Consider the following 21,045-nt stretch of genomic DNA (forward strand, 5'->3'; position numbering starts at 1 on the left):
CCGGGGGGCGGGCGCGTGCTCTCCGTTCTCCGCCCCCCCCCCCCGGCGCGCGCCCCCCCCCCCCCCCCCCCCCGCGCCCGCAGCTTCTCGGTGAACCGGGCGCTGCCGGCCGCTCACCTGCCGTCCCGCCCCGCAGCCCCGAGTCCGAGCGGGGTGACAGTCTCCGCGGTGCACGTCGCCGCGGCCACGCCAACCACCAGGCACCCGGCGCCCGTTCGGCGCGCCGGAAAACCCTGCGCGCGCCGCCGCCGTCCGACATACGCTGACGCCCGCTGTCTGCCGAGGAGGATGCATGGGGATCCGAAGCCTGACCCGTACCGAAGCCGAGTACCGGGCCGCGCTGTTGACCGTCGAGCGGTACGACGTGGACGTCGACCTCACGGCGCTGCCCGACGGACCCGAGGTGCGGTGCGTGTCCACCGTGACCTTCACCTGCCACGAGCCGGGCGCCGAGAGCTTCGTGGACTGCGCGGCACAGGTCGTGGGCGCCACCCTCAACGGCACCGCTCTCACCCCCGGTGACGACGGCCGGATCCCCCTGCCCGCCCTGGCCGGGCACAACGTGCTGCGCGTGGAGAGCATCCAGGCCGACACGGCCGCGGGCGAGGGCGTGCACAAGGCGACCGACCCCGCCGACGGCGAGGTCTATGTGTGGATGAGCTTCGAACCGGACGAGGCCCGGTTCGTCTGGGCCTGCTTCGACCAGCCCGATCTCAAGGCCCCGCACGCCTTCACGGTCACGGCCCCCGCCGCCTGGACCGTCACCAGCAACTCCGGCGAGGCACGCATCGAGGAGCTGGGGACGGCCCGCCGCTGGACCTTCCCGGACACGCCGCCGCTGTCCACGTACAACACCGTGGTCAACGCGGGCCCCTTCCACGAGATCCGCCGCGAGGCCGACGGCCACGACCTCGGCCTGTACGCGCGCCGCTCGCTCGCCGAGGTCCTCGACCGTGACGCCGACGAGATCTTCACCCTCACCCGACAGGGTCTCGCCTTCTACGGCGAGGCCTTCGCGATGCCGTTCCCGCAGCGCAGGTACGACCAGGTGTTCATGCCCGAATTCGGCGGGGCGATGGAGAACTACGGCTGCGTGACCTGGTCGGACGTGTTCTTGCGGAGGGCCGCGCCGACTCCCGCCGAGCGGGAGCTGCTCGCCAAGGTGCTGCTGCACGAGATGGCGCACATGTGGTTCGGCAACATCGTCACCATGCGCTGGTGGGACGACCTCTGGCTGAACGAGGCATTCGCGGAGTTCGCCTGCCACTGGGCCGCCGAGGGCGCCACCCGGTACACGGACGCCTGGGCGGGTCACCTGGTGAGCGACAAACTCAAGGCATATCTGGCCGACCAGGGCCCGGTCTCCCACCCGATCCACCAGCCCATCCACGACGTCGCCCAGGCCGCGTCGATCTTCGACAACATCACCTATCCCAAGGGCGCCTCGGTCCTGCAGCAGCTCATGACGTATGTCGGCGAAGAGAGCTTCCGGGCCGGTATGGCCGCCTACTTCGCCCGCCACGCGTGGGGCAACACCACGCTCCAGGACCTGATCGACTCCCTCGGCAAGGCGAGCGGGCGAGACCTGGACGGCTGGCGCACCGCCTGGCTCGCGACGGCCGGCACCGACCGCTTCTGGCTGGAGCGCGACAGCGAGAGCGTCACCCTGGTGGGCGCCGGCACCCCACGCCCGCAGGTTCTGGCAGTGGGCGCGTACAGCCGGAACGGACAGGTGCTGGAGCGCACGGCGCTGCAACGCATCGAGGTGACACAGCCCCGTACCCCCGTCGTCGGCCTGCCTCCCGCGCCGGACCTCCTGCTGATCAACGACGATGATCTGACCTTCGCCACGGCCCGCCCGGACCCCACGGCCCGAGACGCCCTCTTCCGTTCGGCCGCCGACCTGCCCACGGCCATCTCCCGGGGCGTGGCCGCCGCCACCGTGTGGGACATGCTGACCACCGGCGAGGCCACGGCCGTGGAAGCCGGGCAGTGCATCACCGCGGTCCTTGCGGCCGAGACGTCGGACGCCGTGATCGAGCCGTATCTGACCCTCGCCGCGAACATCGCCGAACTGTGGGCGCCGGCCGACGAACGCGCGGAGCTGACGGCGGCGGTGGCCAGGACCTGCCGGGACCTGGCCGCAGCCCCCGGCCGCCGCCAGGTCGCCCTGCGGGGGCTGGCCCGTACCGCGACAACCGACGAAGACCTCGCCTGGCTGCGCGCACAGGCGGGCGACGACGTCGACCTGCACTGGCGTGCGCTCGGCCGCTCGGCCGAACTGGGCGGGGACGTCTCCTCCGAGGCCCGCCTCCTCCTGGAACGCGACCCGGACCCCGACGCCTGGATCCGCGCCCTCACCGTGCGGGCCGCGGTGCCCGACGCCGCCGCCAAGGCAGAGGTCTGGCAGAAGCTCGTCGTCGACCGCACCGTCCCCGTCTCCGCGGTCGGCCAGGTGGCGGCGGCCTTCTGGCGTCCCGCCCAGGACGACCTGCTCCGTCCCTACACGCAGCGCTATCTGGAGGCGATCCCTCATCTGCATCAGGGTGGGATGATCCCGGCGATGGGATTCACGAGCCATCTGTTCCCGCCCCACGCCATCGACTCCGGCTACATCGAAACCGCCCAGCAGATCTCAGCCGAGGCGGCCCCGGTGGTCCGCAACACACTCCTCGAACGCTCGGACACGGTCCGCCGCATGCTGCACTCACGTTCCCGCAGGCCCTGACCGTTCCTGCGGGACGCCCCGGCCGTACAGGCCCGGCCGCATCTCCCTGCGGCCGCGCCTGCGCGGGCGGTCGGCCTCGGCCGGCACCCGAAGCGGTCAGTCGTCGGCCCGGTGACCGGCCGCGAACTCCCGCAGTTTGTCCACGGGCGCGTTGAACTTGTCGTGGTCGCCGACGGTCGCACCGGACGACGTGTACTGCCACATCGTGTAGGTCGACCAGCCCGCAGGAAGCTCGCCCACCGTCGAGGCATACCGGGCGACCCACAGGGGGTTGGTGGAGCCGAAGCCCTTGTAGCCGCCCGTGCAGTTGTTCCACCAGTTCGTGGCCGTGTAGATCACGGCGGTGCGACCGGTGCGGGCCTTGTAGCGGTTCAGGAAGGCATGGATCCAGGCCACCATGCCGCTCTTGGTCTTGCCGTAACAGGCGTCGCCGTAGGGGTTCCACTCGATGTCGAGGGCACCGGGCAGGGTCCGGCCGTCGGCGGACCAGCGCCCGCCGTGGTCGACGAAGTAGTCGGCCTGCGCGGCGCCGCTGCCGGAGTCCGGCGTGGCGAAGTGGTACGCCCCGCGGACCATGCCGACGCGATAGGCGCCGTCGTACTGCTGGGCGAAGTAGGGGTTCTGGTAGGACGTCCCCTCGGTGGCCTTCGTGTAGGACCAGCGGGTGCCGCTGCTCCACAAGGCGGACCAGGCGACATCGCCCTGGTAGCTGGAGACGTCGACGCCTTCGGTCTGGCCGGCCTGCAGGGGCGGGGGGTCGGGATCGGGGTCGGAATGGGCGCCCATTCCTTCGTACTTTCCGACGCCCATTCCCATATAGGCGCCGCCGCGCACGGGCGGATCGGGCCAGGGTCCGGCCGCCGAGTACGCGGGCGGCATTGCGGGCAGGGTGAGGAGGAGGCCGGTCAGGGCAGCGATGAGACGCCAGCGCGAGCGGCCGTGCTGAGGACGGAAGCAGCTTGGCACGCAACCCATCTGACCCCGGGGTGCGCCGCACCGCACGCCATGTACCGCCCAATGAAGGCATTCCGGGCTCGAAGTACTCCAATGGGTGTGCCGCGTGGTTGCGTTTGCGGCGATGGCGTCGTTGCCGTTTTCCGTCGGTTCGTACGCTGACCGCATGCCCGTGCAGGAGGAGGTGCTGGTGGATGGTGCCGGCGACGAGGGGACGCCCTGAAGGGCTGTTCGTCGGCCTGTGCACGCTGGACGTCATCCAGCTCGTGGAGCATGCGCCGGCTTCGAACGAGAAACTGACGGCTCGTGAGCAGGTCGTCGCGGCAGGCGGTCCAGCCGCGAACGCGGCCGCGGCCTTCAGCCACCTGGGTGGCGCGGCCCGGCTGCTCACCGCGATCGGCTCCCATCCGCTGGGGCTCGGGATCAAGGAAGACCTCGGTCGCCTGGGCGTGACCGTGTCGGATCTGGCGGCGGAGTCAGCCGAGCCACCGGCCGTGTCGTCCATTCTGGTGACTGCGCGCAGCGGGGAACGCGCCGTCGCCTCGACCAACGCGAGAGGCCACAGGCTCAGCCCGCCCGACGAGCTGGACGTGCTGGTGGCCGCCTGCGACATCGCGGAGTTCGACGGCCATCACCTGGACCTGGCCGTGGCCGCCGCCCGGCTCGCGCGCACCGTCGGCCGTCCGACGGTCTTCGACGGGGGCAGCGGGAAGGACGGCACGCAGAACCTGCTGCCTTTCATCGACGTGGCCGTCTGCTCGGCCGACTTCCGCCCGCCCGGCGTGAGCACGCCGGCGGACACGCTGCGGTTCCTGCGGGAGCACGGAGTTGTCTGGTCAGCGGTCAGTCAAGGCGGACAACCGATCATGTGGGCAGGCCCCCACAGCACTGGGACGGTGGACGTGCCCACCGTCCGCGTGGTGGACACGCTGGGGGCGGGTGACGTGCTGCACGGGGCGCTCGCTCATCACCTCGCCGTTCAGGAACCCCTGACGCCGGAGGGCTTCGTGCAGGCCCTGCGGGGTGCGGCCGCGGTGGCCTCGCGGGCGTGTGCGTCGTTCGGCACGCGCGCCTGGATGCATGGCGGTTGAGGCCACACCATTCGTCGGCGCACGCCGCCCGATTGTGGGTTGAAAGTTCAAACGCAGCTCGGCTCATCCATCGCATGAATGCTCCGGATCCGGGATTCGGATCGTGCCAAGGATGGCGGCCAGGCTCCGGAGGGGCCCATAGTCGTCCCTACCCGCAGGCCGCTGTCCGGACCAGCCGCCGCCGTGCGGCCGTCCCCTGCATGCCGAGCGCCGATGGCGCCCCTGACAGGCATGCCCGCTTCCGTACACCCTGCCTGGAGTCGCCATGCCCGCTTCCGTCCCGCCGCCCTCAGCCGCCGCGGCCGAAGACGCCGCTTCGTCACCCGTAGCCGTATCGGGTCGGGCCCATCTGCTGCGGGTGACCCTGCTGATGGCGGGCAGTTGTCTGCCGATCCTGGGGGCGGTGCTCATCGCGCCGGTGCTGCCGAAGATGCAGGACCACTTCGGATCCGTTCCCGGCGCCAAGGCGCTGGTGCCTCTCGCGCTGACGGTTCCGGCGCTGGCACTGGCGCTGCTGGCCCCGTTCGCCGGCGTGATCGTGGACCGGCTCGGCCGCAAGCGTCTGCTGATCGTGGCGACCCTGCTGTACGCCCTGTTCGGCACCGCCCCGCTGTGGCTGGACTCGCTCGGCGCCATCATCGCCAGCCGCGCCCTCGTCGGAGTCAGCGAGGCCGCGATCATGACGTGCTGCACCACGCTGATCGGCGACTACTACTCGGGGCAGCGGCGGGTGAAGTACCTCGCCCTCCAGACCATGTGCGCCTCTGCCTCCGCCACCGTCTTCTTCGTGCTCGGCGGCGCCGCCGGATCGGCGGGCTGGCGCGTGCCCTTCTGGGTGTACGCCGTGAGCCTGGCGCTCGCCCCGCTGATGGCGACCGCCCTGCCCGACCCGGCTGCACGACCGGCCGCCGTCGAGGCACCGGCCGCGGTCGAGGTCCGACGGCCTTTCCCCTGGCGGGAGTTGCGGGGGGTCTGCGCCCTGACCTTCTTCGGTGCGATGGTCTTCTACACCGTCCCGGTGGAGATGTCGTACCTCCTCGACGGCCTCGGGACAAAGAACTCCGGTGTGATCGGTCTGGCCACGGCGATCGCCAGTGCCGCGACCGTCGGTGGGGCCGTCACGTTCGCCCGTCTCGGGCGCTCCCCGGAGGCGATGCTGCCGGCCGTTCTCGCCGTGTGCGGGGTCGGCTTCGGGGTGATGTTCCTCGCGGGCAACGCGCCGCTGCTGGTCGCAGGAGCGGTGATCAACTGTGTCGGTACGGGCATGCTGCTGCCCGCCCTGCTCACCGGCGCCATGTCGCGGCTGGCCTTCGAGGACCGCGGTCGCGGGACGGGGCTGTGGACGGCGGCCTTCTTCGCCGGTGAGTTCGTCTGCCCGCTGGTGCTGCTCGCCGTGGAGTCGGCGGTGGGCAGCCTCGCCGGCGCCGTGGGCATACTGGGGCTGGCCGCCGCCCTCGTCGCGGCGGGACTGCTGGCGGTCCGCCGCCGCGCGCTCGCCGCCGAGTCCCGGCCGCTGCCGGAGCGACTGGCCTGATGACGCGCACGCCGACGGCGACAGACAGCGTCGTTCAGGGGCCGACAGCGGGCTGGTTCATGGCCCCGGCCCTGGCAGCCCACCGCGGGCGCTCCTCGGCCACAACCCGCCCGACGGGCCCGAGTCCCGCACCCGTACGGGGCCGACGCCGAACCGGATCACAGCCGGCCCGGCGTCGGCCCGGCGCCCTGGGCGCCCGAGACGGCCGTCTCATGGCCGTTGCCCTTCAGCGTCGCGCCCACCTCTGCGGCCTTCTGCCGGAGCCAGATGTGGGCCGCGTCCTGGGCGTGGACCGGGTGCCACCACATCGCCTCCTGCACCGGCACGGCCTCGAAGGGACAGGGCAGGACGCGTACCGCGGCTGCGCGGACCGCTGTGCGGGCCAGGCGTTCCTGGATCATCGCGACCCGGCTGGTGCCCTCGACCATGTGGGGCAGCAACTGGAACGCCTGTACGGAGACCTCCACCCGGGGGCTGATGCCGATCATGCTGAGCTGACGGGCCGCGGGGGCGTCGTAGGGGCGCTGGTAGACGGCCCAGGGCAGGCGTGCCAGATGGTCGAGGGTGAGTTCGTCACCGATCTCGGGGTTGTCGTCGGCGACCAGGCACAGCCATCGGTCCTGGTGGAGGTCGACGGCGGGCAGGCCGTCGATGACGCCGTGCGGCATCAGCAGGCCGTCGACCGTACTCAGCGCGGTGGCGGGGTTCTCCACGACGGACGGCGGCGTGTGCTGGAAGGTGAGCCGGATGCCGGGCGCCTCGTGGTGCAGGGCGCGGGCGAGTGCGGCGCCGAACACGGCCGTGCCGTAGTCGGAGGCGAGCAGTGTGAAATCCCGGGTCTCGGCGGCCGGGTCGAAGTCGGCCTGGCTGGAGAAGACGCGCTCCAGCAGGTCGCAGGCGGTCACGCTGCGGTCTCGTAGGGCGACGCCGAGCGGTGTCAGCTCGTAGGAGTTCCCGGTACGTGCGAGCAATTCGTCGCCGAAATGACGGCGCAGCCTGGCCAGCGCCGCGCTCATCGCGGGCTGGCTCAGTCCGATGCGCTCGCCGGCCCGGGTGACGTTGCGCTCCTCCAGCAGCGCACGCAGGGCGACGACCAGATTGAGGTCGAGACGGGACAGGTTCACCGGTTACCACCTAGGAGCGAGCTGGCGAGCTGATGCGTGAGAGCCGATCCCGTCAGCCATCCATGTCCTGGATGCAGCGGATCCACAGGATTGATTTCCCTGATTTCTTGATCGGGGTCAGAGTAGTCCGCAACCCAGCGGGAGGAAATCTCATGGCAACGCTCGCGCAACCTGCCGGCCCGTTCGCGCTCGGCACGTTCTCGGCTCGGGACGACGAAGACACCTTCCCCGGCCTCTTGGCCGCGGGCCGGGTACTCGACCTGGGCAAGGCCCTGGACTGGGCACCGTCCGGGGTGCGTGACGTGGTGGAGCGGTGGGAGCAGACCCTCTCCGTGCTGCACGCCCTGGCGGCCGACACCGCCCTCGACTGGCGTCCGCTGGAGGGCCTGCGGGTGCACGCCCCGCTGGAGCCCCGCCAGATCTTCCAGTCCGGCGCCAACTACCGCCAGCACGTGATCGACCTGGAGGCCGCCCACCGCTCCCCCGACGACCCGCGCACGGTCGAGGAGGCGCGTGCGGAGATCGCCGCGGTCATGGACCGCCGGGCCGCCGAGGACCTGCCTTACGTGTTCATCGGTCTGCCCAGCACCGTCGCGGGACCGTACGACGACGTCGTACTCCCCGACTGGGCCGAACAGCCCGACTGGGAGCTGGAGCTGGCGGCCGTCATCGCCAAGCCTGCCTACCGGGTGTCGGTGGAGGAGGCTCTCGAACACGTCGCCGGATACACGATCGCCAACGACCTCACCGACCGTGCCACCGTCTTCCGCCGGGACATGAAGGCCATCGGCACGGACTGGCTGCGCTGCAAGAACGCCCCCGGCTTCACGCCGCTCGGGCCGTGGCTCGTGCCGGCCGGGTCGATCGCGGATCCGCAGGATCTTCGGGTCACGCTGAAGCTGAACGGCGACACCATGCAGGACGAGTCCACCAAGGACATGCTCTTCGGGGTCGCGCGGCTGGTGTCGTACATCTCCCGGACCTCTCGACTGCTGCCCGGCGACCTGGTGTTGACCGGCAGTCCCGCCGGCAACGGCATGCACTGGGGTCGGCTGCTGCGCGACGGCGACGTCATGGAGGGCTCCATCACCGGTCTGGGCGTCCAGCGCACCCGGTGTGTGGCGGAGAAGGCGTCATGACTCCTGACCGTCACGACCCGGAAGGCGCGATCGCCGAGGCCGCAAAGGCCTTCTCGAACTGGGGGCGCTGGGGCGAGGACGACGTGCTCGGCACGCTGAACTTCCTCGACGAGGCCAAACGGCGCGAAGGCGCTGCGCTCGTGCGCCGGGGGGTCAGCTTCTCGCTGTCGCAGTCCTTCGACATGAACGGCCCGCAGAAGGGCTGGCGCCGGCGGACCAACCCCGTGCACACGATGCTCGACACCGGCACCGACGCCGCCCTCGGCAACCAGGGCTTCCCGCACGGCATCGGCGGCGCCGACGACGTGATCGCCATGCCGTTGCAATGCTCCACCCAGTGGGACGGGCTCGGGCACATCTTCGACCATGGCAAGGCCTGGAACGGCCGGGCGGCCGAGAAGGTCGTCACCTCCGACGGCGACCTCGTCACCGGGATCGAGCACATGGCGCCGTATGTCGCCGGGCGCGGAGTGCTCATCGACGTGGGCCAAGTGGTGGGCACGGACGGAGAGTTGCCCGACGGGTTCGCGATCACCGAGGAGCATCTGACCGCGGCCGCCGCGGCGCACGGGGTGGCCGTCGGGCGCGGCGACATCGTCCTCGTACGGACCGGGCACCTCGCCCGCGCCCGGCGCGAGGGCTGGGGCGACTATGCGGGCGGGCCCGCTCCCGGCCTGTCGTTCACCACCGCAGGCTGGCTGCACCGCACCGAGATCGCCGCCATCGCCACCGACACCTGGGGTTTCGAGGTGCGGCCCAACGAATTCGAGAACGCCTTCCAGCCGCTGCACCAGGTCGTCATCCCCAACGTCGGGCTGCTGATCGGCGAGATGTGGGACCTCGACGCGCTCGCCGCGGACTGCGCCGAGGACGGCGTGTACGAGTTCTGGCTCACCGCCGCGCCGCTGCCCATCACCGGTGCGGTCGGCTCCCCGGTCAACCCCGTCGCCGTCAAGTAACACCCACAGCCGCGCCCTCAAGGGGCGAGCCGCATCCCCTGCCGCCCGAAGCCGTGCGGCCCCGACCGGGAGGTATCCCCTACATGACCGATCCCTGCGCCCGTTCTGTCCTCGTCGTCGGCGGGGGCGCCTCCGGCAACGCCGTCACGATCCTGCTGCGCCGTGCGGGCATCACGGTGGACCTGATCGAGGCCAGTCCCGACTGGCACTCCTCCACCGGTTCCGGCATCACCCTCCAGGGCAACGCCCTCAGGGTGCTGCGCGAGCTGGGCGTGTGGGAGCAGGTGAGCGCCTCCGGTTTCGCCTTCGGCTCGGTGGGGGTCACCGCCCCGGACGGCACCGTGCTGTTCGTCGCCGAGGACATCCGGACCGGCGGCCCGGAGCTGCCCGCCACCCTCGGCATGCAGCGCCCCCGGCTCCAGCAGAGCCTGAGCGACGCGGTGCGCACGTCCGGCGCCGGCGTGCACCTGGGCGTCACCGCCGAGTCCCTGGAGCAGGACACCGACGGTGTCTCGGTGCGCTTCAGCGACGGCACCGAGGGCCGCTACGACCTGGTCGTCGCCGCCGACGGACTCAACTCGGCGACCCGCGCCGCGATCGGCATCACCGACAGGCCCACACCGACCGGCATGGCCATCTGGCGCGTCGCCGCCCCGCGTCCCGAGGGCCTGGAGCGCACCGACCTCGCCTACGGCGGACCGGCCTACATCGCCGGATACTGTCCCACCAGCGAGAGCACCATCTACGCCTACGTCGTCGAGGGGTGCCGGGACCGCGCGTCGATCCCACCGCACTCGTACGCCGACGAGATGCGGGGCCTTGCCCAGGGCTACGGCGGCTTCTGGCCCGAGATCGTGAAGCACATCGACGACCCGGCCAAGGTCAACTACACCTGGTTCGACCGCCACCTGGTGGAGGGCCCCTGGCACCGCGGCCGGGTCGTCCTGGTCGGGGACGCCGCCCACTGCTGCCCGCCCACCCTCGCGCAGGGCGCGGCGATGTCCCTCGAGGACGCCTCCGTCCTCGCCGAGCTGCTGACCACCCGCGAGGACTGGGACGACCGGCTCCTCACCGACTACCGGGACCGGCGGCTGCCCCGGGTGCGCATGGTCGTCGACGCCTCCGTGCAGCTCGGCCAGTGGACCCTCGACGGGGTGCACGACGCCGACATACCCGGGCTGATCGGCCGCACCATGAACGCGCTGAAGGAACTCCCGTGACCGATCCGACCGCCCCCTCGCCGATGCCGGCAATCCCGACGATCGACGTCCACGCCCACCTCCTGCTCCCGGAGGTCGAGGAGGCCGTCGCCGGACGTCCCGGGCTCGCCGAGGCCCGCGAGCTCGACGCCCGCCGCAACGGGCCGGCGGCCCTGGCCGTGAACGGTCCGATGGTCGGGGCGCGCGTGCCGAAGCTGACGGACGCCGCCGTGCGGCTGGCTGCGATGGACGCGCAGGGGGTGGACGTCCAGCTGGTCAGCCCGTCCCCGTCGCACTACCACTACTGGGCCCAGCCCCAACTGGCGCAGCAGATATGCCTGTTGGCCAACGAGGCCACCGCCGCGCACTGCGCGAAGGCCCCCGACCGGCTGCACGGCCTCGGTCTGGTCCCCCTCCAACACCCTGATCTGGCTGTGGGGTTGCTCGACCAGGCGCTGGCCCAGGGGCTGAAGGGCGTGGAGATCTCCTCGCACGCGCCCGGCCGCGAGTTGTCGGATCCCGCGTACGAGCCCTTGTGGTCGCGGGCGGAGGAGACCGGTGCGCTGGTGTTCCTGCACCCGTTCGGCTGCACGCTCGACGCGCGCCTGGACCAGTGGTACCTGTCCAACACCGTCGGCCAGCCCACCGAGAACGCGGTGGCCCTCTCCCACCTCATCTTCTCCGGTGTCCTGGACCGCCATCCGGGTCTGAAGCTGATCGCGGCGCACGGCGGCGGCTATCTGCCCACCCACATCGGCCGCTCCGACCACGCCTGGCGGGCCCGCCCCGACGCCCGGGGCTGCGCACGGGAGCCGAGCAGCTATCTGCGGCAGCTCTACTTCGACTCCCTCGTCCACGACCCCCACGTACTGCGGGAGTTGCTCCGGGCCGCCGGGCCGGAGCGGATCCTGCTCGGCTCCGACTTCCCCTTCGACATGGGCACCGACGACCCGCTGGACGCACTGCGCGCGGCGGACCTGCCCGAGCCCGACTTCCACGCGGTGCGGGGCGGCAACGCCGCCGCCCTGCTCAACCTCGCCTGAGGAGGAACCCCCCATGAGCAACCGCCTGCTCACCCACCTGCGGCACGTCGACCTCGCCGTGCCCGACTACGACAAGCAGCTCGACTTCTACGCCGGAGTGTGGGGCCTGACCAAGGTCGCCGAGGACTCCGGCATCTCCTTCCTGGCCGCCGAGGGCAGCCCGGAGCAGTACGTGATCCGCCTGCGCAAGGCCGACGAGAAGCGCCTCGACCTCGTGTCCTACGGTGCCGCGAGCGCGGCCGACGTGGACGCACTCGCCGATCAACTCCTGGCGGACGGCGTGCAGTTGATCTCACAGCCGGGCAAGGTGGACACGCCCGGCGGCGGTTACGGCTTCCGCTTCTTCGACGTCGACGGCCGCACCATCGAGGTCTTGGCCGACGTCCGGGTACGGCAGCACCGCAGGATCGAGGAGAAGGAGGCCATCCCCGTCAAGCTGTCGCACGTCGTCCTCAACTCTCCCGATCTGAACCGCACTCGGAAGTGGTACGAGCGCCACCTGGGCTTCCGCCACTCCGACACGCTCAGCTCGCCGCACATGGGCGAGGTCATGCACTTCATGCGGATCTCCAACCAGCACCACTCGATGGCCATCGCGAAGGGCCCGCACACCTCCCTGCACCATGTCTCCTTCGAGCTGCGCGGCCTGGACGAGTACATGCGCGGCTCCGGGCGTGTGATGCGGGCCGGCGTCCGGAAGATCTGGGGGCCGGGCCGCCACATGGCGGGCGACAACACCTTCACCTACTTCCTCGACCCGCACGGCAACACCGTCGAGTACACGACGGAACTGGAGGTCCTGGACGAGGACACCTGGCACCCGCACGTCTACGACTTCTCCCAGCCCGAGGTCACCGACCAGTGGGGCACCGCGAACCCCATGAACGAACTGGTCGCCAAGGAGTCCTTCAACGACGTCGACCGCGGCGTCTTCGTCGCCCCGCCGGTCTGACCGGCCCCCCGGTCACCGGGGGCGCGGCAGCCCGGTCATGCCCTGACTCCCCGCCGCGCCCCCGGCCCCGCTCCGCCCGCCCTCCCGCCGACAGGACCCTGCCATGCGTTTCGCCACGTTCGAGTACCGCAACCGACGCCAAGTGGCCGTCGTCGAAGAGGACGGCACGCTCCACCCCCTGCCCGGCGTCGCCTCACTCACCGGGCTGCTCGCCGAGGGCGGCGGTCTGCCCGAACTGCTCGAAGCGGGCTCCGCGACGACCGACGTGCCGGCCGGCCCCCACGTCTCGGACGTACGACTGCTGGCACCGCTCCAGCCTCCCACCGTGCGGGACTTCGTCACCTTCGAGGAGCACGTCGAGGGGGTACGGCGGTCCGTGGACGGCAGCGTGGGGGTGCCCGAGCAGTGGTACGCGGCCCCCACGTTCTACTTCACCAACCCGTATGCGGTGTACGGCCCGGGCGACGACATTCCCATGCCTCCGGGATCCGGCGTTCTGGACTTCGAGCTCGAGGTCGCCGCCGTGATCGGCAAGGAGGGCCGCGATCTCACCCCCGAGCAGGCCCGTGAGCACATCGTCGGCTACACCGTCCTCAACGACTGGTCCGCCCGCGATCTGCAGTCTGCCGAGATGCGGGTGGGGCTCGGCCCATGCAAGGGCAAGGACACCGCCACCACCCTGGGCCCCTGTCTGGTCACGGCCGACGAACTGGAGGAGTACCGCGACGAGGACGGATTCCTGCGGCTCGCTCTCACCGCCGCGGTCAACGGCGAAGTGGTCGGCAAGGACCTGCTGTCCAACATGAGCTGGACGTTCGAGGAGATGGTCGCCTACGCCTCACGCGGGACCTGGGTGCGCCCCGGCGACGTCCTGGGCTCGGGCACCTGCGGCAACGGCGGCTGCCTCGCCGAGCTGTGGGGCGTACGAGGCAGGCAGGACCCGGCACCGCTTACGCCCGGCGACACGGTCACGCTCACCGTGGAGGGCATCGGCAGTGTCTCCAACACCGTGGTGCGCGGCCCCGATCCGCTGCCCGTCCCGGCCGGCCGGCGCCGTTCGCGGGAGCGGCCGTGAGCGGCCCCGGTCCGAAGCGGCTGCTCGGCAAGGTCGTCGTGGTGACGGGCGCGGCGGGCGGCCAAGGCGCCGCGGAGGCGGAGGCACTCACCCGCGAGGGCGCCCGGGTGATCGCAACCGATGTGACGGAGGCGCCCGGGTGCCGCCGCCTGGACGTCACCAGCGAGCAGGACTGGGCCGGGCTCGCCGCCGAACTGCGGGAGTCTCACGGCCAGGTGCACGGCTTGGTCAACAACGCGGGGGTCACCTGGCGCGCCCGCATCGACGAGGTACGCCCCGAGGACATGGCCCGCGTCCACGCCGTCAACGCCACCGGGCCGCTCCTCGGCATCCAGAACCTGGTGCCGCTGATGCGTGCGGGGGCATCGATCGTGAACATCGGCTCGTCCGCCGCGCTGACCGCCCACTACCCGGTCGCGTACACGGCCGCCAAGTGGGCGCTGCGCGGCCTGTCGAAGACCGCCGCCATGGAACTGGGACCCCGCGGCATCCGCGTGAACACCATCCACCCCGGCTTCATCGAGACGGAGATGACGGCCTCCGCGACTCCGGCCTTCCGGGAGGCGAACCTCCGCCTGACCCCGCTCGGCCGCACCGGCACGGTGGACGACATCACCCCGCTCGTCACCTTCCTCCTCTCGGACGAATCCGCCTTCATCACCGGAGCCGAGATCCCGGTGGACGGCGGCCTCACCTCCCACGGCGGCGCGATGCCCATCTCGGAAGCCCTGCGCCGCGACGCATGAACCAGCAACAACGCACGACAGAAGGCCCCTTGAGCCATGGACAAGGTCTGCGCGAGCGCCGCGGAGGCGGTCGCGGACATCCCCGACGGCGCGTAGCCGGCCGCCGGCGGCTTCGGCCTCAGCGGCATTCCCGACGTGCTCGTCCAGATCCTCCACGGGTCCTGCCGGGCAGCTGCGCGGGTGGAATGCGCGCCGGGTCTGACGGTGCGACGACATCGCTGCGCGGACGCAGGCACCACTGAGGGGCTGAGCCATGTGGGCGCTCCGGACGTGTTCATGCGGGTGAAGGCGTCCTCGCCCTCCCGGGTCAGGCCGACAACAGGCCCCATGCACAAAGGTCGTTGCCCGCGAGAACGGCTGTCGGCAGAGGCAGGCCCTGGTCGCGCTCCGCCACCAGCAGCCGCCCGGTCTCGATGCCCGACTGCTCGTCGTGCTCGCCCGCACCAAGACCAGAGCCAGTGCACCACTAGCGTCAGGGAACCTTTACCCCGTTTATGTCCATCGGCGGCGTGCTCGCGGGACGCTACCGCAGCGCTTCCTTCAGGCGGGCCAGCTGCGCCAGCAGCTCGGCCGGGGCGAGTGAGCGGGCGCCGGCGAATGCCTGGTCCGGGAGCATGGTGCGCGGGCCCGGGTCGTCCAGGTAGCGCGGCAGGACGTGGGTGTGCACGTGCGCCACGGAGTTGTTCATGCACTGGTAGTTGATCTGTGCGGGCGCGTAGACGCGATGAATCGCGGCGCCGACGGCGGGAACTGCGGACCAGTAGCCCGTGACCTCCGCGTCGGTGAACAGTGCGGGATCGGGCACGTGCCGGCCCCGGAACACCACCACGCTGTACCCCGGGCTCGCGGGCCGCTTCAGCAGGTACGCGTCGGCGAACGAATCGGCGTACCAGCGGACGCCCGACTCGTCCTCGTCCGGGCGGCCCTGTACGCACTTGGCGCAGCCTTCGCCTGCCCATTCCGCTTCCCACGAATCCGCCCATGTCCTGGCCACGGACCCAGAGGTTACGGCTCCGGGGCAGCAGGGAAGGGGTGCGGGACTTCGTGCGGACGGCACCGTCCGCTACCGGATCCGGTGCCGCGTCAGGCAACGTTCGCCTGTCGTGGCGTGTCGCCCGGTTGCTGGGCCGGGTGGTACTGGACGGTCAGAATGATCACGTGGCTGAGGGCGCGCAGGTCCGTGAGACCGATGACGATGAGGGTGGACGGCGGCTGCGGATCGCCCGCCGGGCACTGGGCCGGTGGTGACCTGGCGGCGGGCCCAGATGGTTCTGCTGCCCGCGCAGCACATGCCCGTGGCGAAGATCACCGAGGTGACGTTCACCAGTGTGGACCGGGTCCGTGACGTGATCCACAACTTCAATGCCGACGGCTTTGACTCGCTCTACCCTGTCGTAGACAGGGCGAACGTTGCCTGACGCGGCACTAGGAGGCCGGCGCCGGCCATGGCCGTCCTGAGCAGCGCCGCGTACGCGAGGCCGACCGGTGTGCCGCCCGCGCATGAGACGAGCCGTGAGGGGTGAAGTCGTCGGTGTACCGGGCCGTCGGGTGGGTCAGGGCAGCAGGAGCAGGGCCTTACCGATCACCTCTCGGGCCTCCAGTGCCCGGTGCGCCGCGGCGGCCTGTGCCAGTGGGAAGGTCTGGCCGATGAGTGGTCGCAACTCGCCGCGGGCCGCCGCTTCGACAGCCTGCGTCGCCAGCCGCCGCCGGTCCTCGGCGGAACGTTGCACATCCTGGATGCCGCGTAGCCGCACACCCCGCTCCTGTGCGGCCCGCGTGTCGACATCGGTGAAGGAACCGCTGGGCGCGCCATGAGCGGAGAACCGGGCGCCCGGCGCCGTGAGTTCGAAAGCGGCTCGGCCGACCGCCCCACCCACGCCGTCGAAGACGACATCGACGCCCCGGCCGCCTGTCGCCTCCCGCACCCGTGTGGTCCAGTCGGGGTCGGAGTAGTCGGCGAGGACATCGGCACCGCGCTCGTGGGCGGTGGCGAGTTTGCGCTCGCCGCGCGCCGCGGCGATGGTGCGGGCGCCGGCCGCGTGCGACAGCTGGACCAGCAGGCTGCCGAGCCCTCCGGCCGCCGCCGTGATCAGGACCTGGTCGTCCTTGGTGACCTCGGCGGCCTCGAACACCGTCAGCGCGGTCGTGCCGTCGTTGAGGAGCGCGGCGGCCTGCGGCAGCTCCAGCCCGTCCGGGACGGGGATCAGCGCCTCGACCGGTACGACGACCTGCTCGGCATAGCCTCCGTAACCACCGGCGTGGGCGGCCACCCGTCGGCCCACCCACCCGGGGTCGACGCCCGGGCCGACCGCACGCACGTGCCCGGCAACGCCGTCGCCCGGTACGTAGGGCGGCTCCACCGAGAAGAATTCCCGGCCCCAGCCGTTCCTGACCTGGGTCTCGATGAAGAGGATGTCGGCGACCGTGACGTCGATCACCGTCTGTCCCTCACCGGCCACGGGGTCGGGCGCCTGCGTCGGCGTCAGAACTTCGGGGGGCCCGAATCGGTTTACCTGGACGACGAGCAAGTCGGCACTCTCCTCATACGTGCTCGGTGGGACGGCAATGACTCGCCGTGCCCCGTCGGCAGTCGGTGCGGCGAGTGTCCTACGGGGAAACCCCGTGCCGACGAAAACAGGACACCGGTCGAGGGAAGGCGGACGCCTCACCGCTCGGGTTGCAGGCATCGGACATTCACCGCTCGGGCTTCTGACCCCAGACGCAGAACCGCAGCATGGTGACGTCACGGTCGCGTGGGTCGTCGAGGCCCGCCACGAACGCCTCGAGGTTCTCCGCACTCACCACTCCCTGCTCGATCATCGCGGGGCCCTGGAGCTTCATCCGCAACCGGATCAGTTCGCTGTCCAGTTCGTCTTGTCCCGGACCCAACGGGGCCACCCGCATCGAGACCGAGGTCAGTCCCGCCCTGGCGAACGTAGACGGCAGCCTGCGGCCCCAGTGCATGTCCGCGCCCACGGCCTTCCAGCCGGCGAAGTACGCGCCGATCAACGCCCGCGCGGCAGGACTGACGGCGTGCTCGCTGGGCAGGAAGTAGAAGTCCTCCAGCAGGATCCAGCCGCCCGGCGCCAGCCAGCGCACCACCCGCTCGAACGTCTCCTCGGCCTTGGGCAGGTGCTCGAACACGGCCCGGGCCAGGATGAGGTCGGTCGAGTCCGGCTCGAACTCGGCCTCCGCGACGTCCTGTTGCACTACCGCCAGGTTCGGCGCGCGCCGCTCGTCCAACCGACGGATGTCGGTGTCGAGGGCGACCACCGAGCCCTGGTCGGCCTGTGCGGCCAGCCAGTACGACATGGAGCCCGCCCCTGCCCCCACCTCCAGGCAGCGCCAGCCCCGCCCGATCGGCAGGCTAGCCAGAATCTCCGTGGTGAGTGGGTCGTAGACCCGCTCCCACAGCAGGGCCAGGGCGTCGTCGCCCTCGGCGCCCGCGGGGGCCTTCGTGTCCCCGGCCCGGAAGGAATCGGCGTGCTCCTCCACCCATTCCCGGAAGGTCCGCGCCGGCCGGCCGGTGACATCGGCCACGACGGTGGATCCCACTTCCGGCTGCGTGGTGAGCATGGCGAAGTAGTCCAGCGCCCCGTCCGCGTACGCGGGGGGCCAGCCGGATTTCACCATCTCCTCCCGCGCGGCCTGTGCCTGGACGTCCTGCCAACCGAGTTGACGGCCGATCACCTCGCCGATGATGTGGACCTGTTCCTCCTGGGTGAGCACCTCAGGCCCGGTCACCAGGTACTTCTTGCCTGCGTGCCCGTCCTCGGTGAGCGCGTGCACCCCCACGGCCGCCAGATCCCTCTCGTGCACCGACGTCCGGGCGGCCGCGCCGTGCGGGAAGTGCACGGTTCCGCCGCCCTTGATCTGACCGGCGAAGCCGAACGCGTTCGCCATGAACCCCGTGGTGCGTAGAAACGTCCAGTCCAGACTTGTCTGCTCGATCAGCTCTTCCAGATAGGCGTGGCAGTTGTTGTCCCGTCGCTCCAGGCCTATGTGCACGCCGACCGACGAGACCAGCACGATCCTCTCGGCCTCACGTTCGATCTTCGCCAGCACGGCGGGCGCGGTCTCCACGCTCAGAGTGAAGAACGGCCACATCCAGAAGACACCGTGGACACCGTCGAGAGCGGGGTCGAGGCTGTCGGGGTCGGCCAGGTCGCCATAGTGCAGTTCGACGCCCTCGGGAAGCTTGGCGATGTTGGGGTCGTCCTTCAGTACCAGGGCCCGGACCGTGGCGCCCGTCGCGAGCAACTGGGCGGCGGCGTGCGGGCCCACGTTGCCGGTGGCCGCGGTGATCAAGAACGTGCGCTCGGCGGTCATGGGGCGGTTCCTCTCGGGCACTGGAGAAAAGACGGATTTCCGAATTCTGCGGCGGACGGTCCGCAGGGAGCGAGTGCATGCGAGTGCAGCGAATGGACCCTGATGAAAGCTTCTTCGTCATGCCGGGAAGCAGTCAAGGCTTCAATTCCAGATGCTCGTAAGGCTTCTTCAGAGAAATGTCAACTGCGGTGCGGCCCGGTGTCGTTCCAGGCGTCCGCCCGTGCACACTGGCGTGGAGCCGCAGAGGTGACGTAGGAAAAAGGCCGAGAGCCGAAGGAGTTCGGAATGTCCCAGATGGTATTGACGGAGCCGGAGCCGGGGATCTTCGTCTTTGACAGCATCAAGGTGGCGGGTGGCGGGGGCGCCGTCGAGTTGGTGGACGCATTCAAGGAGACGGTGGAGCGCGAGTACCGCGAGGCGCCCGGGTTCCTCGGCGCACGCGTCCACCTCAGTGTGGCGGAGGACACGATCGTCACACGGGTCCGCTGGGAACGGGAGCAGGACCTCAAGGCGCACTCGGCCGCGGCGGCGGCGCGGGGCAACACCTTCACCGAGTGTCTCGCCAAGGCCGCGATCACCGATCGGACAGCTTTCGTCGGAACGCAGGTCCCGGGGTTCACCGGCCCGGACGCCGACAAGGAAGCCGGATACAGCGTGGTGGCGACGCGACCGGTCCAGGACCGCGAGACGGCCATGAAGATCCATGACGTCCTGCTCAGGACAGGGGAATGGAAGCACACGATTCCCGGCTTCGTGTCCGCCACCCCGTATGTCAGCCTCGACGGCACGGAGTTCCTCAACAACCCCGCATGGGTGGACGAGGACGCCTTCCACGTCTACATGAACCACCCCAGCATCCCGGGCGGGTTGGCGGATGCGAAGGACCACGCGCTCGCCGAGCCGTGCGTGATCTCCTGCCGGTACTCGCAGGACATCCCTTCCTGATGCTGTCGTCAAGCGGCCGTAGTGACTGGTGGTGTGACCTGGTAGCACCACCGGTCACGGATCAGGGCCCACAGCACGCCGACGCGTCGGCGTGCAAGGGCGAGCACGGCTTGGACCTGCGTCTTCCCTTTGCGCGTTTGCAGTCGTAGAACTGGCCGCCAGGACGTCCGGGGAGTCGAAGTCGTCCAGGTCGCCGTCGACCGCGGCACGGAACTCCGCGCCGAGCACGGGGCCCATGCCCGGGACGCTCAGCACGATGTCGGCGAGCTCATGCTCGCGAAACCGGCCCTCGATGAGCTTGTCAGTCTCTGAGATCTGTTGAGGGTCATCACCCCCTCGACCAGGGTGCGGACCCGTTTCGCGGGCCAGGGCTCTTGCGTTGCGGACCTTGCGGTTGGCCCGTCACTTTGTCAGCCGCGAGACCCCGACCCGACGGATCGCGGCCGGGGTCTGGTAGCCCGTCAGCAGCTTGAGCGGGCCGGTGTTGGTCACCTCCAGGGTCCGTTCCAGGGCCGGGAACAGGCTCGGCAGAGTGCCTCGCAGGCGGTTGACCACGCGGGTGCGGTCCTCGACAGGTCGGCCCGGCGTCCGGTCGCAAACTTGAGCTCGATGGCGGCTTGGTCGCCGGGGCGATGGGCCACAGATCGCGGCGCGTCGTGGCCTGGTCGGCGATGACGTAGGTGTCGCGGGCGTCGGTCCTTCCCTCGCCGCAGCAGCTGTCGGAGGCCCTGTACTTCTGTTCGTGCGACGGCAGAGCCGGCTGACGGCACTTCACTTCTGCGGAGTGCCGGCCGCAGCGTCGTACGCCGTCTGGGCGTCGACGATGTCGTGAGTGTGCAGGGTGATCCACTCGACGAGGGCGTTTGTGTACTGGGCGAGTCCGCTGCCGAGCGGAGTCAGGCCGTACGAGACCCGGGGCGGCGAATCGGGCACGACCTCCCGGCTGACCAGTCCGTCCCGGCACAGGACGCGGAGGTTCTGGGACAGCATCTTCTCGCTGATCCCGCCGATCCGGTCCCGTAGCTCGTAGAACCGCAGGTCGCCTTCGCGCAACGCGCTGAGGATCAGCACACCCCAGCGGCTGGTGACGTGGTTGAGGACATGTCGTCCAGGACAGTCCGTGTGGAACGCGTCACTTTCCCGGGCCGGCTGATGGCGTGTGAGCTCGTGACGGACCTTCATGTACTGAGCTTACCCAGAGGTATGGGCTCACTTCCAGTAAGCCCA

The 21,045-nt window shown here is 70.7% G+C and carries 17 protein-coding genes and 3 pseudogenes; 12 read left to right on the forward strand and 8 right to left on the reverse strand.

The window, feature by feature from the left end; genetic code table 11:
• Window positions 1-292: 292 nt before the first annotated feature.
• Window positions 293-2,728, forward strand: a complete 2,436-nt coding sequence (gene pepN, locus AB0N07_RS37510; RefSeq protein WP_365843045.1) for an aminopeptidase N — start codon at window positions 293-295, stop codon at window positions 2,726-2,728.
• Between the two features lie 96 nt (window positions 2,729-2,824).
• Here the strand turns inward: pepN and AB0N07_RS37515 are convergent, their stop codons facing one another.
• The gene (locus AB0N07_RS37515; RefSeq protein ID WP_365843104.1) at window positions 2,825-3,607 is read right to left on the reverse strand and encodes a lysozyme; all 783 of its coding nucleotides are present in this window, start codon (window positions 3,605-3,607) and stop codon (window positions 2,825-2,827) included.
• Between the two features lie 269 nt (window positions 3,608-3,876).
• Between AB0N07_RS37515 and AB0N07_RS37520 the strand changes: the two genes are divergently transcribed.
• The gene (locus AB0N07_RS37520) at window positions 3,877-4,773 is read left to right on the forward strand and encodes a PfkB family carbohydrate kinase (RefSeq protein WP_365843047.1); all 897 of its coding nucleotides are present in this window, start codon (window positions 3,877-3,879) and stop codon (window positions 4,771-4,773) included.
• A 265-nt stretch (window positions 4,774-5,038) separates the two neighbouring features.
• Window positions 5,039-6,307: an MFS transporter gene (locus AB0N07_RS37525; protein WP_365843049.1), complete on the forward strand. Its 1,269-nt coding sequence runs from the start codon at window positions 5,039-5,041 to the stop codon at window positions 6,305-6,307.
• Between the two features lie 158 nt (window positions 6,308-6,465).
• On the opposite strand, the gene AB0N07_RS37530 is transcribed toward AB0N07_RS37525, so the two are convergent.
• Entirely contained in the window at window positions 6,466-7,431 is a 966-nt protein-coding gene (locus AB0N07_RS37530) for a LysR family transcriptional regulator (RefSeq protein ID WP_365843051.1), read from the reverse strand.
• Between the two features lie 152 nt (window positions 7,432-7,583).
• Between AB0N07_RS37530 and AB0N07_RS37535 the strand changes: the two genes are divergently transcribed.
• The 7 genes from AB0N07_RS37535 (at window position 7,584) to AB0N07_RS37565 (ending at window position 14,544) form a co-directional block, all read left to right on the forward strand.
• Window positions 7,584-8,570, forward strand: a complete 987-nt coding sequence (locus AB0N07_RS37535; RefSeq protein WP_365843055.1) for a fumarylacetoacetate hydrolase family protein — start codon at window positions 7,584-7,586, stop codon at window positions 8,568-8,570.
• The gene (locus AB0N07_RS37540; RefSeq protein WP_365843057.1) at window positions 8,567-9,529 is read left to right on the forward strand and encodes a cyclase family protein; all 963 of its coding nucleotides are present in this window, start codon (window positions 8,567-8,569) and stop codon (window positions 9,527-9,529) included. The genes AB0N07_RS37535 and AB0N07_RS37540 overlap by 4 nt, the downstream gene beginning before the upstream one ends.
• An 83-nt stretch (window positions 9,530-9,612) precedes the next feature.
• Window positions 9,613-10,749: an FAD-dependent oxidoreductase gene (locus tag AB0N07_RS37545; protein ID WP_365843060.1), complete on the forward strand. Its 1,137-nt coding sequence runs from the start codon at window positions 9,613-9,615 to the stop codon at window positions 10,747-10,749.
• Between the two features lie 23 nt (window positions 10,750-10,772).
• Window positions 10,773-11,771, forward strand: coding sequence for an amidohydrolase family protein (locus tag AB0N07_RS37550; protein WP_365843106.1), 999 nt, complete (start codon window positions 10,773-10,775; stop codon window positions 11,769-11,771).
• Between the two features lie 13 nt (window positions 11,772-11,784).
• A complete protein-coding gene (locus tag AB0N07_RS37555) occupies window positions 11,785-12,723 on the forward strand; it encodes a VOC family protein (protein WP_365843062.1) in 939 nt (312 codons plus the stop codon).
• 103 nt (window positions 12,724-12,826) lie between these two features.
• Window positions 12,827-13,798, forward strand: a complete 972-nt coding sequence (locus tag AB0N07_RS37560) for a fumarylacetoacetate hydrolase family protein (RefSeq protein ID WP_365843064.1) — start codon at window positions 12,827-12,829, stop codon at window positions 13,796-13,798.
• Window positions 13,795-14,544: an SDR family oxidoreductase gene (locus AB0N07_RS37565; protein ID WP_365843066.1), complete on the forward strand. Its 750-nt coding sequence runs from the start codon at window positions 13,795-13,797 to the stop codon at window positions 14,542-14,544. Before AB0N07_RS37560 ends, AB0N07_RS37565 begins: the two co-directional genes overlap by 4 nt.
• Window positions 14,545-14,834: 290 nt before the next feature.
• Here AB0N07_RS37565 and AB0N07_RS37570 read toward each other — a convergent pair.
• Both AB0N07_RS37570 and AB0N07_RS37575 read right to left on the reverse strand, forming a co-directional pair.
• Window positions 14,835-14,983, reverse strand: a pseudogene (locus AB0N07_RS37570) (LacI family transcriptional regulator); the annotation flags it as partial.
• An 84-nt stretch (window positions 14,984-15,067) separates the two neighbouring features.
• Window positions 15,068-15,538, reverse strand: a complete 471-nt coding sequence (locus AB0N07_RS37575; protein WP_365843068.1) for an HIT family protein — start codon at window positions 15,536-15,538, stop codon at window positions 15,068-15,070.
• Window positions 15,539-15,702: 164 nt separating this feature from the next.
• On the opposite strand from AB0N07_RS37575, the pseudogene AB0N07_RS37580 reads away from it, so the two are divergent.
• Window positions 15,703-15,935: pseudogene (locus tag AB0N07_RS37580) on the forward strand (helix-turn-helix domain-containing protein); the annotation flags it as partial.
• 162 nt (window positions 15,936-16,097) lie between these two features.
• On the opposite strand, the gene AB0N07_RS37585 reads toward AB0N07_RS37580, so the two are convergent.
• Together AB0N07_RS37585 and AB0N07_RS37590 are read right to left on the reverse strand one after the other, a co-directional pair.
• Complete coding sequence (locus AB0N07_RS37585) at window positions 16,098-16,982, reverse strand: zinc-binding dehydrogenase (protein ID WP_365843070.1); 885 nt, start codon at window positions 16,980-16,982, stop codon at window positions 16,098-16,100.
• A 256-nt stretch (window positions 16,983-17,238) separates the two neighbouring features.
• Complete coding sequence (locus tag AB0N07_RS37590; RefSeq protein WP_365843072.1) at window positions 17,239-18,873, reverse strand: NAD(P)H-binding protein; 1,635 nt, start codon at window positions 18,871-18,873, stop codon at window positions 17,239-17,241.
• A gap of 285 nt (window positions 18,874-19,158) precedes the next feature.
• On the opposite strand from AB0N07_RS37590, the gene AB0N07_RS37595 reads away from it, so the two are divergent.
• The gene (locus tag AB0N07_RS37595) at window positions 19,159-19,818 is read left to right on the forward strand and encodes an antibiotic biosynthesis monooxygenase (RefSeq protein WP_365843074.1); all 660 of its coding nucleotides are present in this window, start codon (window positions 19,159-19,161) and stop codon (window positions 19,816-19,818) included.
• An 8-nt stretch (window positions 19,819-19,826) separates the two neighbouring features.
• Here AB0N07_RS37595 and AB0N07_RS37600 read toward each other — a convergent pair.
• Window positions 19,827-20,548, reverse strand: a pseudogene (locus AB0N07_RS37600) (transposase); the annotation flags it as partial.
• A 41-nt stretch (window positions 20,549-20,589) separates the two neighbouring features.
• Window positions 20,590-21,000 carry a helix-turn-helix domain-containing protein gene (locus tag AB0N07_RS37605; RefSeq protein WP_365843076.1) on the reverse strand — a complete coding sequence of 137 codons (411 nt, stop codon included), beginning with the start codon at window positions 20,998-21,000 and terminating at the stop codon, window positions 20,590-20,592.
• Window positions 21,001-21,045: the final 45 nt, after the last annotated feature.

It is taken from the genome of Streptomyces sp. NPDC051172 (assembly GCF_040682555.1).
GTDB lineage: Bacteria > Actinomycetota > Actinomycetes > Streptomycetales > Streptomycetaceae > Streptomyces.